Below are 13858 nucleotides of genomic sequence, written 5' to 3' on the forward strand. Positions count from 1 at the left end.
TCAGCCCCTCGGACGCGGGACGGGAGCGTGGGCGAGGGCCCGCTCCAGCAGGGACAGGGTTTCGCCGACGTCCCGCGCCACGGGCGCGAGCCGCAGGTCGTCGGCGCCGATGACCAGCTCGGCCGCGAACGCCTCCCGCAGCCGGCGCCAGCGCGTGCCGAGCAGCACCAGCCGGGCCGCGCCCGGCTCGGTCTGCAGGGCGGACCACACCACGGCGGCCTCGCCGAGCGTGCCCACCCCGCCGGGGAGTGCCACCACCGCGTCGGCGGCGAGCAGGTGGCGCAGCCGTCCGGAGTAGTCGTCGGCCCAGCGCAGCTCGGTGCACCACGGGCTCGGGGCGAGCCCCGACCACCCCCTCATGGGCAGCCCGACCACCGCCGCGCCGGCCTCGCGCGCGCCCTGGGCGGCGGCGCCCATCAGCCCGCCGTACCCGCCGGTCATCACCCGCCAGCCCCGCCCGCCGAGCGCCGCGCCGAGGGCGAGGGCCTGGCGCCAGGCCGGGTCGGGCGCCTCCAGCCGGGCCGATCCGATGACCGCCACGGTGGGCGCCCCCGGCGCGTCGTCCGGCACCACGTCCGGCGCCTCGTCGGGCACCTCATCACGCGCCTCACCCCGCGCCTCACCCCGCGCCTCACCCCGCGACGAGCTGGTACCCACGGATCCCCTTCTTGGTGGAGAGGCTGATCAGGGCTCCGCGCAGCACGCCCTCGGAGTACTCGCTGCCCGGGTTGATCGAGCGGGAGCGGCCGATGCCCGCCTCGCCCCGGGACTCGTGGATGTGCCCGTGCAGGCCGAGCAGCGGCTGGTAGGTGGTCATCGCGTCGCGCACAGCCTGCGACCCGACCCCGGTGATCACGGGGCTTCCCGACTTCAGCACCGGGCGGAACTCGGCGTCCAGGGCCATGGCCTGGTCGATCGGGGTGTCCTTGGGCGGCACGTGCAGATTGAAGATCGCTTTGGACGGGTCGGGGATCTTGGCGGCCTCGCGGTTGATGCGCTCGGCCAGCTGGTCCTCGGGCAGCTCCCTCGGGGAGTCCCAGGGAGTCGGGTTGGAGTAGCCGACCGAGATCATCGTGAAGCCGCCCGGCAGCTCGACCAGCCGCCCCTCGGGGTTGATCAGCATGTCCGAGGAGCCGAGCACGTCGTCGACGAAGAGGGGGTCGTCGTTGCCCGGCGCGAGCAGGCACATGATGCCGGTGCCCGCCAGCCGCTCCTCCGCGAGCGACATCCACGCGGACAGCGTCTCGTGCATGTGCTTGCGGAAGGTCTCCTCGACCAGCTCGGGGCGCTCGCGGAACTCCGCGATCTCGTCGGGGGTGGTGTCGTAGGCGTAGAAGCCGGCGTCCGCGATCAGCTTGCGCAGCGCGGGCAGCTCCTCGGCTCCGACCTCCCGGTCACGGCCGAACAGGTGGGAGCGGTACCGCCCACCGGTGCCCTCGACGATCGGCACCAGCATCTTGCCGGTGATGTCGCCGCCCATGATCAGCACGTCGGCCCCGTAGAACCTGCCGGCGTTGACGAACTTGCGGAAGCAGCGGTCGGAACCGTGGATGTCGGTGGCGAAGAAGATCTTGACGTCACGACTGCGCATCGATCGGCCCTCCAATCTCGTCGGGGAGGTCGTACCAGGGCACGCGGCGGCCCACCGCGTTGCGCGCCCGCCACTTCAGCGACTTCGGGGCCGTGGCGAGCACGTCGCCGAGCCCGCGTGCCCGGCCGCCGACCGCCTCGGCCTCGGCCGGGCCGAGCAGCTCGGCGGCCAGCCCGGGAAGCCTGGCCAGGTTGTCGGTGAAGGTGGTGTACCAGCCCCAGTCCATGCTCGTGATCCGCACGAGCCGGTCGGAGCTGATGTGGTCGGGCTCTGCCCCCCGCGCGTCCGGCGCCGCCACCTCATGGGTGAGCAGGATCGTCAGCGCGTCCGTCAGGTCCTTGCGGTTGACCTCCACCACCTGCAGCTTGGTGAGCAGGAGGTCGGCGGGCGAGAGCGTCTCGGGGTGCAGCGAGAGCCGGTCGGCGAGGTCCATGCTGTGGCACATCTGGAACCCGCCCACGAACACGTCGAGCTTGCGCCCGTTGGGCTCGTCGGCGAAGAGCATCCGCCGGTCGCCGCGCATGTTGTTGAACCGCACGTTGGGGACATAGCCGAGCTCGGCCATGGCCGACCTGAAAGCCTTGCCCTCCTTGGGGAGGATCACCAGGTCGATGTCGCCGTACTCCCTGCTCAGCGTGGCGGGCACGTCGCGGTGCCGGTGCCGGGCGACGGCGAGGCCGCCGATGAGCCGTACGGTGAGGCCGCGCGCGGCGAACGCGGAGGTGAGCCGGGCGGCCTCGGCCTCGATGTCGGCCAGTGGAACGGGAGTGCTCATGCCGGTTCTCCGATCACGACGCGGTGGATCGTGTCGTAGTGCTCGGTCCTCGCCGCCTCGCTGGGGAAGTTGTAGCTCTTCTTGCCCAGCACCTCGGCGAGGTGGAAGCCGATCAGGCTCAGCGGGAGCGCCGCCAGCAGCGGCGAGAACTCCTCCGGCACGCCCGGCGCCAGCGGCAGGTGCAGCGCGGGCGGTTCCGGGGTGATGTCGCTGACGACGACGGGGAAGGCCCCGATGAAGTCCAGCTCGCTGAGGATCTCCGCCGCCCGGTCTGCGCCGGCGCCCGACGGCGCGACCAGCACCACAGGCGTCCCGGCCGAGCTGACGAAGTACTCCTCGTGGGCCCATTCCTCGATGTTGGTGCTCACCCCGACGACCTGCGGGCCCTCGAACAGCTTGGCCGCGCCGAACTTCGCCGAGGACTCGTTGGGGCCGGCCCCGAGGAAGGTGATCCACTGGTGCCCCGCCAGTGCCCGCGCCGCCTTGTCCGCCGGGCCGGCGTTGGCCCGCAGGGTCTGCTCGGCCAGTGCGGGTACGGCCGTGAGCGCGGCGCGCGCGGCGACGGCGTCCCGGCCGCGCGCCCGCGCCCAGCGCAGCGCCAGGTCGTCCAGGGTGGCGACCATGCCGAGGTAGGTGCTGGTGCCGGGCGAGAAGCCAAGGGTCGGCACCGCGATCGGCAGCACCAGCTCGGCGGCCTCGGCCAGCGCGCCGCTCTCGTTGTTGGTCAGCGCGATCGCCAGGTGCCCGAACCTGCGTGCCTGCACCACCGCCTCGGTGGTGCGGCCCACCCTGCCCGAGAACGACACGCACACGACCGCGCTCCGCTCCGGCAGGTACCGCACCTGGTAGCGGGCGAAGTCGAGGGCGTGCACGGCTCGGGCCGAGATCCCCGTGTGCCGCTGGAACGCCAGCGCCGTGGCCAGCCCGGCGAAGTAGGAGTCGCCGCAGCCGACCAGGAACAGGTGCTCGATACCGCGATCGGTGAGGATCTGGGCGATCCGCTCCACGTGGCCGCCGGGGTCGGCCAGGTGCTGGGCGATCACGTCCGGGATCATGGCGATCTCGCGGCGCATCACGTCGATGTCGTACGCGGGCTCCTCGGAGGCGGAAGGAGCGCCGGGCGCCTCGGACGGCTCCGGGGACGGCACGGCCTCGGCCCTGGCGGACAGGGCCGCGAACCGCCGCCGGGCGGTCTCCGGATCGAGACCGGCGAGGGCCAGCGAGCCGTACTCCTCGATCGCCCACGCCGCGCTGGCCGCACCGCGCCGTACGGCCTCAGGCAGGGTGAGGCCGGAGGCGAGCGCGGCGGCCAGCGCCCCGCAGAAGGTGTCACCGGCCCCGGTGGTGTCGACGGCGTTCGCCGGGTACGCCTCGATCAGCTCGGGCGCGGCCATACCCTCGGCGTCGATCAGGGCGCCCTCGGCACCCAGCTTCACCACCACCGCGGGCACACCCCGCCCACGGAGCATCGCCGCCGCCCGGGGCGGGTCGTCGTAGCCTGCCAGCTCGGCCAGCTCCTCCCTGCTGGGGACGAACACGTCGGCCCGCTCGGCCAGCCGCAGGACGGCCTCGGGGTCGCCGGCCCAGTCCTCGTGGGTGTCCAGCGTGATCAGCGCGCCGGGGGCGGTCGCCCTGATGTGGTCGACCAGCTCGGCCGCCGCGGACAGCGGCATGGCCGCGATGTGCACCACGGGCGCGGGGTCGGCCCGTAGCCGGCCGTCCGGGATGTCCTCGGGCCGCACCGCGACCTCACGTGATCGTTCCCTTGGAGTCCGGTACAGCCAGTGCCGCCGCCCGTCGTCCTCGTAGACCACCCAGTTGCGGACGGTGGGGCCCTCGACGGTGCGCACGCCCGAGGTGTCCACCTCCAGCCGTTCGAGGGTGTCCAGAATGCCGCCGGGGAGATCGTCTCCACGCCTGGTGACGATGCCGGCCGCCGGGTTCCACAGCCGCGCCGCCAGCACCGCGTACACGGCGTTGCCACCGGGGCTGGCCATGCGGGCCGTGCCGTCGGACCGTACGACGTCGTCGATGGTCAGGTTGCCGATGACGAGCACGCCCCGCGGGCCCGCGGTACTGGTCGAACGCATCTGCACAACTCCTTCATGATCTTCGGTGGGCGGGGGCGGGGCCGGTCACTCCGGCGGGATCTCCCGGTAGACCAGGCTGAGGTCGACGCCCCTGCTGCGGTTGATCAGGCGGGCCGCGACGTACCAGACCACTCCGGTCGCGACGACCCCGAACATGAACCACAGCGAGAGCTGCCGGGTCACCGCGAACATGGAGTTGATCGTGTCGTCCGCGATGAACGTGATCATCAGCGCGCCCAGGGACAGCACCCCGCCCGCGCCGGCCAGCGCGACCGCGGGGATCCCGAAGACCCGCTTGCCGCCCGCCGACTCCCAGACGTTGCGCAGCCGGTACGGGAACACCACCCCGGCCAGCGACACGATGATGAACGCCAGGATCTGGGCGAGCAGCGCGCCGAGCAGGCTGGCGTCCGACCAGTTGACCAGCGCGATCAGGGCCAGCTCACCGGTGATGACGCAGAGCACGATCGCCTTCACCGGGGTGTGGAACCGCTCGCTGACGTCGCCGAGCTTCTGCGGCACCGTGCGGTCGAGGGACCAGGCGAGCATGTAGCGGGTCGCCTGCATCGTCGACAGCGGGGTGCCCATCACCGCCCAGATCACGAAGCCGACGCCGATGAGGAGGAGAAGGAAGACGTTGTGGGTCAGCAGCGCCGCCAGGAAGTTGAAGCCGGGCGGCAGCCCCGCGGGCAGGCCGAGGGTGTCGGGCGCGGCCCCGGCCAGGTAGCCCAGGCTGCCGAGCCACTGGGGGCTCACATGGCTGGTGAGCACGATCGTGAGCAGGGCGAGCACGAGGCCGTTGATCAGCACGCCGCCGACCATGGCGCGGTACTGCGTCTTGGACGCCCGCTTGATCTCGCCGCCGATCTGCGCGGAGCCCTGCGCGTACCCGACCACGAAGAACACCCACGGCAGCATCAGCAGGGTGTCGACGAAGCTGAACGGCGCGCCGTTGCCCGTGTAGCCGGCCTTCTCCGCCGCCGGGATGATCTGGTCGAAGCTCAGGCCGTGGTTCCTGCCCGCGAACTCGTTCCAGCCGGCGGAGATGTGCCCGCCGTTGAAGAGCAGCAGCGCGAAGGACACCAGGAGGCTGACGCCCGCGATGGCGAACAGGAACTTCTGCCACCGCCAGTACCGCTGACCGCCCAGCACGATGAGCACGCCGAATCCGACGGTGATGATCGTGCCGAGCCCGAGCACCCACCACTGGGTGGTGATGCCGAGCAGGTCGTGCTTGGCCAGGAGCGCGTTGCCCATGTCGAGCCAGACCGGCTGGCCGGTGACCGACGTCAGCGTGGCCAGCGCGGCGGGCACCGCGAAGGTGAGCGCGAAGTAGGCGTTGAATCCGATCCAGAAGAAGATCATCCAGAGGCCCTGGCTCCAGGAGAGCAGGAATCCGAGGATGGGATGCAGGGTGCGGCTGACGAACACGTAGTCGCCGCCGGAGCGCGGCATCGCGGCGGAGAACTCGGCGTACACCCTGAGCAGCGTGAACGCCATCAGCAAGGTGCCGATGACCACCGCGAGCAACATGTTGCCCCCGGAGAACGCCGTCTGCGCCTGGAGGAAGAGGAAGACGCCGCCGACCGCGACGTTCATCCCGAAGGTGTTCATCACGAAGGCGTCGAAGAAGGACACCTCGCGGATCAGTCCGGTGGCGTTCCGGACGAAGACGCCGGCCTGCCTGTCGGAGGAGGACGCCGGTATTTGACTCGATGTGGCCACGGCAATGGCCCCTCTCTGTCGAGCGGTGGAGCTATGGAGCTAGGGAGCCGCGGAGCCGGCCGTGGGACCGCCGGGCCGCGCGGCTATGCCGTCGGGGATGTCGTGGGGGGTGTTTGATCAGGCTGGAAGCCCACACCGTGCTGGGGATGGCTCTCTATCTCGAACCTGAACCGGTCGGCCTGGTAGAGGACCTGCGAGAACTCCACCGGGACGCCGTGCTGGTCGTGGGTCACGGCCTCGACACGGAGCAGGGCCTCGCCCACCGGCACCTGGAGGTGGCCGGCGTGCTCGGGTAGAGCGCGCACCACCTCGATGACGTTGCGCGCGGAGGTCATCACCGTGCCGTACCGCTCGTGCAGCAGTTCGTAGAGCGATCCGCTCGGATCCGCCTCGCCGAGCCCGGGGAACAGCGAGACCGGCAACGACGCCGTGAGGAGCACGACCGGCTCGCCCGACAGGAACGCCACCCGTCGCAGGCGGAAGACCTCCGCGCCGACCGGGATCCTGAGCGCCGTACTGACCGGCTCGGACGCGGGGACCGTCTCCGCCGCCAGCACCCGCATCGCGGCGGGCAGCCCGGTCGCGTTGAGCGTGGCGGTGAAGCTGGACAGCAGCTGGATCTCGGCGCCGACCTTGGCCTCGCGGACGTAGGTGCCACGCCCGCGCGTCCTGGTCAGGTAGCCGTCCTTGGCGAGCGCCAGGATCGCCTGCCGCACGGGGGCCAGGCTGACCCCGAGACGTGCCGCGTACTCCTTCTCCTGCATGAGTTTCTGGCCGGGAGCGAGGCGTCCGGACACGATCTGGTCGAGCAGCAGCCGGTAGATCTGCTCGTGGTAGGGGACCGGAGATCCGCGATCGATCTCCACCGGCAGTTCGGGGGATGGAGAGTCCGGTGACTCAGACGACCTCATGCGAGAAAGCTAAAGATTATAAGTTTCTAATCTATTACTGGAATGTTGCGTTTCGGCAGCGAGCCATGCGATCTCCCGCCTCTGACGTGCGACAACACGACCACACCACGGTCACGGCGGGCAAGGGAGGGCAGGTAAAAAGCCGGCCCCTGGTGTGGAGGGGCCGGCTGGACGCCTGTGGGAGGTCGCGTCCCACTGGTCACGGGAAGCACCGCAGTAACGCGAGACTCCGGGACGGGCGACCGGCCCCTCACGTGAGCGGATGCACCTCGGGGTGCGCGTGCCACCAGCGGCTGAACGCCGGGTTGCCGTCCACGTGGTCGGAGTAGGCGTCCGCCAGGCCACGATAGAGCGCGGCGGCCTCCTCGCCCGGACCTAGGGGACGAAGACGGCGAGGGGTTTGGCCGTCCTGCCGTGCTCCTCGACCAGGGCAAGGAGGGTGCCGTCGGGGGCGAAGACGCCGATGGGCCCGGATCCGAGCCCCGCGGAGGGCAGGCGGCCGCCGTGGGCGACCAGGTTGGCCTGCTCCTCCGACACGTCCATGCGAGGGAAGGCCGCCGCCACGGCGTCGGCGATCGGCAGGATCACGCAGTCCTCCGCGAGCTGCTCGATCGTGCGTGCCGCCGACAGGTCGTACGGCCCGACGCGGGTGCGGCGCAGCCGGGTCAGGTGGCCGCCGACGCCGAGGGCCGCCCCGAGGTCGCGGGCCAGCGAGCGGATGTAGGTGCCGCTGGAGCAGCTCACCGACGCGTCCACCTCGACCACGTCCCCGTGGCGGCGGATCTCGGTGATCTCGAAGGCGTGTACGGTCACCGGGCGCGCCTGGAGCTGGACCTCCTCGCCCGCCCTCGCCCGCTTGTACGCGCGCTCGCCGTTCACCTTGATGGCACTGACCTGGGGCGGCACCTGCTGGATCGGACCGGTGAGCGCGGCCACGCCCGCGTGGACGGCCTCGTCGGTCACGTGGGCGGCGGAGGTCTCGGTGAGGGTCTCGCCCTCGGCGTCGTCGGTGTTGGTGGTCATCCCGAGCCGGATCGTGGCGTCGTAGCCCTTCTCCGTGAGCGCCAGGTGGCCGAGCAGCCGGGTGGCCTTCTCGACGCCGATCACCAGCACGCCGGTGGCCATGGGGTCCAGGGTGCCGGCGTGGCCGACCCTGCGCGTGCCGGCGATGCGCCGCATCTTGCCGACGACGTCGTGGGAGGTCCAGTCGGCGGGCTTGTCCACGATCACCAGCCCGCTCGGCGGCGCCGGCCGCTTCGCCCTCGCCGTTTCGCCGGTCCTGCTGCCCGCCGTGGTCATCGGAACATCCTTGGAAAGCTCGCCGGCACGTCGCCGGACGGAAAGGTCAGGTGGACGGGGACGCCGGAGGGCTGATGAGCGAGCGGAAGCTCGCCATGGTCTCCTCGGGCGAGTCGTGTGAGGTGAAGCCCGCCGCGCGGACGTGGCCGCCGCCGCCGAGGGCTGTGCAGGCCCGGCCGACGTCCACCTGGCCCTTGGAGCGCGTGGAGACCTGCCAGGCCCCCTCGTCGTCCTCCTTGAGCACCACGGCGACATCGGGCTCGTCGGTGCGGCGGATCACGTCGATGATGCCCTCGCACTCGTCGTACGGCAGGCAGTGCGCGGCGCGGTCGGCCCTGGTCACGAAGGTCCACACCAGGCCGAGCCCGCCCGCGGCGTGCTGGTCGAGCGTCGCCCGGTCGAGGGCGGCCGCGAGGACCTTGAGGTAGGCGAACGGGGAGCGGTCCCACAGCTCGCGGGCGATCTCGTCGGTGCGCAGGCCCGTCGCGACCAGCCGCGCCGCCATCTCGTGCACGGCGGGCGTGGTGGAGGAGTGCCTGAACGACCCGGTGTCGGTGACCAGGCCGGTGTAGAGGCAGGTGGCGATGTCATGGTCGACGTCGAGACCGAGCCGTGCCATCAGCTCCTCCACCAGTACGGAGGTGGAGGCCGCCGAGGAGTCGACGAGCTGGACGGTGCCGAACCCGGTGTTGGAGGGGTGGTGGTCCACCACGATCAGCTCGCGGGCCTTGCCGGCGTTCGGGGCGAGCAGGCCGAGGCGGTCGACCGTGGGGACGTCGAAGCTGATCATCAGCTCCGGCTCCTCGGGGTACGCGGCCGGCTCGACCAGCAGATCTTGGCCGGGCAGGAAGCGCAGCAGCCGGGGCACCGCGAAGCTGCGGTCACCGAAGGACGCCGTCACCCGCTTGCCTGCCCGGCGAAGCGCCATGCCGAGCCCGAGCATCGAGCCCAGGGCGTCGCCGTCGGGCGCCACGTGGCAGACCAGCGCGACCTCGCCGGCGTCCCGCACCAGCTCGACGGCCCGCAGCCAGTCGGCCTCCCGCACGACGTGCGCGGGAGGCCCCTGCGGAGCTCGTACGCCGGACATCACAGTGCTGAACGCCCCGCGCGGTCGGACGGCTCGGCGCCGAGCACCCCTCGCAGGTCGTCCTCGCCCTCGTCGTCGTCCTCGCCGGGCTTGCGGTACGGGTCCGCCTCGCCGGCGTGCACCGCGCCCTCGGCCTTCTTGGCGATCTCCTCGTCGCGGGCCTTGGCCTCGGCGAGCAGCTCGTCCAGGTGCCGGGCGCTGTCGGGGAGCGGGTCGTGGCTGAAGGTCAGCGTCGGCGTGTGCCGTACGCCGGTCTGGCGTCCCACCTCCGAACGGATGATCCCCTTCGCGCTCTCAAGGGCGGCGGCGGTGTCGGCCCGCTCGGCCTCCGAGCCGAAGACCGTGTAGAAGACCGTCGCGTCACGGAGGTCACCGGTGATCTTGGTATCGGTGACCGTCACGAAACCGAGGCGTGGATCCTTGATCCGGCGCTCCAGCATCTCGGCGACAATCTGCTGAATGCGGTCCGCAAGTTTACGGGCGCGTGCTGCGTCCACGATCGCGCTCCCCCTCTTTGCTCGCTTTACTCGCTTAACGGCCCACGGGATGGGTGGCTTCCCCGGGCCCTACTCCTCGTCCTCGTTGATCAGCCGCTGCCGCGCGGACAGCAGCTCGATCTCGGGGTGAAAGGCGATCAACCGCTCGCAGGCCTCAAGCACCTCGCCGCAGTTCGCGGCCGTGGCGGACACCACGGCGACGCCGATCTCGCTACGGCGGTGGAGGTCGAGGTGACCGGTCTCGGCCACCGCGACCGCCGGGAACCGGCGTCGCACCTCGGCGATGAGAGGACGCACCACAGAGCGCTTCTGCTTCAACGAATGAACGTCGCCGAGCAGGATGTCCAGAGTCAGAGCACCTATGTACATGGCTGTCGCCGCGATCCGGTGACGGAGGAAGACGGGGGTGTCCGTGGGACGGACCCACGGACACCCGCCGTCATGTGTTCCCCTATGTCAGGCGCGCGGCTTCTCCCGCATCTCGAACGTCTCGATGACGTCGTCGATCTTGATGTCGTTGTACCCGACACCGATACCGCACTCGAAGCCCTCGCGGACCTCGGTCGCGTCGTCCTTGAAGCGGCGCAGCGACGAAACGGTGAGGTTGTCGGCCACGACGACACCGTCGCGGATGATGCGGGCCTTGCTGTTGCGGGTGATCGTGCCCGAGCGGACCAGACAGCCCGCGACGTTGCCGATCTTCGGAACCTTGAAGACGTCCCTGACCTCGGCGGTGCCGGTCTGGGCCTCCTCGAACTCCGGCTTCAGCATGCCCTTGAGGGCCGCCTCGATCTCCTCGATCGCCTGGTAGATGACCGAGTAGTAGCGGATGTCGACGCCCTCGCGCTCGGCCAGGTCGCGCGCCCGGACCTCGGGACGCACGTTGAAGCCGATGATGACGGCGTTGTCGTCCGCGATCGCCAGGTTGACGTCGTACTCGGTGATCGCACCGACGGCCCGGTGGAGCACCCGGAGGCGCACCTCCTCGCCGACGTCGATCTTGAGCAGCGCGTCTTCCAGGGCCTCGACGGAACCGGAGACGTCACCCTTGATGATGAGCTTGAGCTCGTCGACCTTGCCCTTCTCCATGTCACTGAAGAGCTCTTCGAGCGTGCGCCTGCGGCTGGACCTCGCCATGTCGGCGATGCGCTGCCTGGCCGCCCGCTGCTGGGCGATCTGGCGGGCCATGCGGTCGTCGGTGACGACGATGAAGTTGTCACCGGCGCTCGGGACGGCCGTGAGACCGAGCACCATCACCGGACGCGACGGGTCGGCCTCGGTGACCTGCTCGCCGCTGTCGTCCAGCATCGCCCGGACGCGGCCGAAGGCCTCGCCACAGACGATCGAGTCGCCGACCCGCAGGGTGCCGCGCTGCACGAGCACGGTCGCCACGGGGCCGCGGCCCTTGTCGAGGTGCGCCTCGATCGCGATGCCCTGGGCGTCCATCGTCGGGTTCGCGCGAAGGTCGAGCTCCGCGTCGGCCGTCAGCAGGATCGCCTCGAGCAGGTCGTCGATGCCGAGCCCCTGCTTCGCGGAGATGTCGACGAACATCGTCGAGCCGCCGTACTCCTCGGCCACCAGACCGTACTCGGTGAGCTGGGCCCGCACCTTGGTCGGGTCCGCGCCCTCCTTGTCGATCTTGTTGACCGCGACGACCACGGGGACGCTCGCCGCGTGGGCGTGGTTGAGCGCCTCGATGGTCTGCGGCTTCACGCCGTCGTCGGCGGCGACCACCAGCACGGCGATGTCGGTCGCCTGGGCACCACGGGCACGCATGGCGGTGAACGCCTCGTGACCCGGGGTGTCGATGAAGGTGATCTTGCGGTCCTGACCCTCGTGCTCGGTCGCGACCTGGTAGGCGCCGATGTGCTGGGTGATGCCGCCGGCCTCGCGGGCCACCACGTTGGTGTTGCGGATGGCGTCCAGCAGCTTGGTCTTACCGTGGTCGACGTGACCCATGACCGTCACGACCGGCGGGCGCGCCGCGAGGTCGGTCTCGTCGCCCTCGTCCTCGCCGAACTCGATGTCGAAGGCCTCGAGAAGCTCGCGGTCCTCCTCCTCCGGGCTGACGACCTGGATGGCGTAGTTGAGCTCGGCGCCGAGAAGCTGCAGGGTCTCTTCGTTCACCGACTGGGTGGCGGTCACCATCTCGCCGAGGTGCAGCATGATCTGCACCAGCGACGCGGGGTTCGCACCGATCTTGTCGGCGAAGTCGGACAGCGAGGCTCCACGCGGAAGGCGCAGGGTCTGGCCCGTGCCGCGGGGAACCTGCACGCCGCCGATCGACGGGGCCTGCATGTTGTCGAACTCTTGACGCCTCTGGCGCTTGGACTTGCGGCCACGGGTCGGACGGCCGCCGGGACGCCCGAAGGCACCCGCCGTGCCGCCGCGGCCACGGCCGCCGCCACCACCGGGACGACCGGCGAAACCGCCGCCGCCACCACCGGCACCGGCTCCGGCACCGCCGCCGGGACGGCCACCGGTGCCCGTGCGGGGACCGCTGAAGCCGCCGCCACCACCGGGACGACCGGCGCCACCGCCGCCGCCACCGGGACGACCGCCACCGCCGCCGCCACCGGGACGGCCACCGCCGCCACCGGGACGACCGCCGCCGCCACCGCCGCCACCCTGACCGGGACCGGACGGGCGCGAGGGCATCATCATCGGGTTGGGACGCGGACCACCGGGACGGGGGCCTCCCGCACCGGGACCGGGACGCGGGCCCGCGGAACCGGGACCCGGACGCGGACCGGCCGCTCCGGGAGGACCGGAACGAGCGCCCGGGGGACGCGGCATCGCGCCGTCGCGGGGACCGCCCTCACGACGGGGCTCACGAGGACCGGCGCCTTCACGGCGCGGCTCGCGGGGACCGCCTTCACGGGGAGCTCCGTCACGGGTGGGAGGAGCCCCACCGTCACGGGGCGGACGCGCCGGGCGCTGGCCCATGCCGCTCGCGTTGGAAGAGAAGGGATTGTTGCCAGGACGCGGACCGCGAGGACCCGGCTTCGGGCCTCCGGGGCGAGGAGCGCCGCCGGACGCCGGAGCGCCGGAGCGCGGACCCGCCGGAGCGCCACCCGGCGCGCCGCCGCCTGGGGCCGCGGACGCCGCGGGACGCTGGGCCGGACCGGGCCGGGGACCGGGCCGCGAGCCGGGACCGGGCCGCGAGCCCGGCGCCGCCGGACGCGACGCGTCGGAACGGGGAGCCTCGGAACGCGGAGCGTCCTGACGAGGAGCGTCGGTGCGAGGAGCCTCGAACCGGGGCGCCTCGGAACGCGGGACCTCGGGACGCGCGGCGGCCGGACGGGCCGCCTCGGGACGGGCCACCTCAGGGGCGGCCTCGGCGCGAGCGGCCTCGGGACGCGGCGCGGCCGGGCGGGGAGCCTCCTGCGGAGGCTGGCTGACATGGGGCATCGGAACGGGCGGACGCGGCGCGACGTTCGCGGGACCAGGTCGCGGACCGGGCCTCGGGCCGGGGCCCGGCCTCGGAGCCTGCTGACCAGGTGCCGACGCACCGTTGCCGGCCTGGCTCTGCGCCGGCCGGGGAGACGCCTTTGACGGCGCCCTGGACGACCTGTCGCCGCCCCTGGAATCGGAGGACCCCTTCAGGGCCTCCGTGAGCTTGCGGACCACCGGCGCTTCTATCGTTGAAGACGCCGATCGAACGAACTCGCCCATTTCTTGGAGCTTGGCCATCACGACCTTGCTCTCGACTCCGAACTCCTTGGCGAGCTCGTAGACTCGGACCTTCGCCACTGCACTCCCTAACTCGGCCCGGGAGGCTGTGCCGCCGGACCGTCGCTACCTAGACGTACTCATCGCCGCATGCTCATCAGGCGCTCATCGCTATCTGACCCGCCCATCGACTCGGCGTCCTACATGACAG

The 13858-nt window shown here is 71.6% G+C and carries 11 protein-coding genes; all 11 read right to left on the reverse strand.

Features of this window, described 5'->3' with window-relative positions; translation table 11 throughout:
- A complete protein-coding gene (locus ACOZ38_RS35055; RefSeq protein WP_424535320.1) occupies positions 1 to 657 on the reverse strand; it encodes an LOG family protein in 657 nt (218 codons plus the stop codon).
- Entirely contained in the window at positions 632 to 1591 is a 960-nt protein-coding gene (locus tag ACOZ38_RS35060; RefSeq protein ID WP_405140426.1) for a metallophosphoesterase family protein, read from the reverse strand. The genes ACOZ38_RS35055 and ACOZ38_RS35060 overlap by 26 nt, the downstream gene beginning before the upstream one ends.
- A complete protein-coding gene (locus ACOZ38_RS35065) occupies positions 1578 to 2366 on the reverse strand; it encodes a hypothetical protein (RefSeq protein WP_424535321.1) in 789 nt (262 codons plus the stop codon). Before ACOZ38_RS35065 ends, ACOZ38_RS35060 begins: the two co-directional genes overlap by 14 nt.
- The gene (locus ACOZ38_RS35070; protein ID WP_424535322.1) at positions 2363 to 4456 is read right to left on the reverse strand and encodes a PfkB family carbohydrate kinase; all 2094 of its coding nucleotides are present in this window, start codon (positions 4454 to 4456) and stop codon (positions 2363 to 2365) included. Before ACOZ38_RS35070 ends, ACOZ38_RS35065 begins: the two co-directional genes overlap by 4 nt.
- A gap of 45 nt (positions 4457 to 4501) precedes the next feature.
- Positions 4502 to 6181, reverse strand: a complete 1680-nt coding sequence (locus tag ACOZ38_RS35075; protein WP_424535323.1) for an APC family permease — start codon at positions 6179 to 6181, stop codon at positions 4502 to 4504.
- Between the two features lie 83 nt (positions 6182 to 6264).
- Positions 6265 to 7092 (reverse strand): GntR family transcriptional regulator, encoded by an 828-nt coding sequence (locus tag ACOZ38_RS35080; RefSeq protein ID WP_424535324.1) that lies wholly within the window; start codon positions 7090 to 7092, stop codon positions 6265 to 6267.
- A gap of 375 nt (positions 7093 to 7467) precedes the next feature.
- Entirely contained in the window at positions 7468 to 8391 is a 924-nt protein-coding gene (gene truB, locus ACOZ38_RS35085) for a tRNA pseudouridine(55) synthase TruB (RefSeq protein WP_424535325.1), read from the reverse strand.
- Positions 8392 to 8437: 46 nt separating this feature from the next.
- Positions 8438 to 9478, reverse strand: a complete 1041-nt coding sequence (locus ACOZ38_RS35090) for a DHH family phosphoesterase (protein ID WP_424535326.1) — start codon at positions 9476 to 9478, stop codon at positions 8438 to 8440.
- A complete protein-coding gene (gene rbfA, locus ACOZ38_RS35095) occupies positions 9478 to 9978 on the reverse strand; it encodes a 30S ribosome-binding factor RbfA (RefSeq protein ID WP_424537142.1) in 501 nt (166 codons plus the stop codon). The genes ACOZ38_RS35090 and rbfA overlap by 1 nt, the downstream gene beginning before the upstream one ends.
- 66 nt (positions 9979 to 10044) lie before the next feature.
- On the reverse strand, positions 10045 to 10344 hold the full coding sequence (locus ACOZ38_RS35100) for a DUF503 domain-containing protein (RefSeq protein ID WP_405140435.1): 300 nt from the start codon (positions 10342 to 10344) through the stop codon (positions 10045 to 10047).
- 87 nt (positions 10345 to 10431) lie between these two features.
- Positions 10432 to 13728: a translation initiation factor IF-2 gene (infB, locus tag ACOZ38_RS35105; RefSeq protein ID WP_424535327.1), complete on the reverse strand. Its 3297-nt coding sequence runs from the start codon at positions 13726 to 13728 to the stop codon at positions 10432 to 10434.
- Positions 13729 to 13858 lie beyond the last annotated feature (130 nt).

This window comes from Sphaerisporangium viridialbum, assembly GCF_049674955.1.
Taxonomy (GTDB): Bacteria; Actinomycetota; Actinomycetes; order Streptosporangiales; family Streptosporangiaceae; genus Sphaerisporangium; species Sphaerisporangium viridialbum.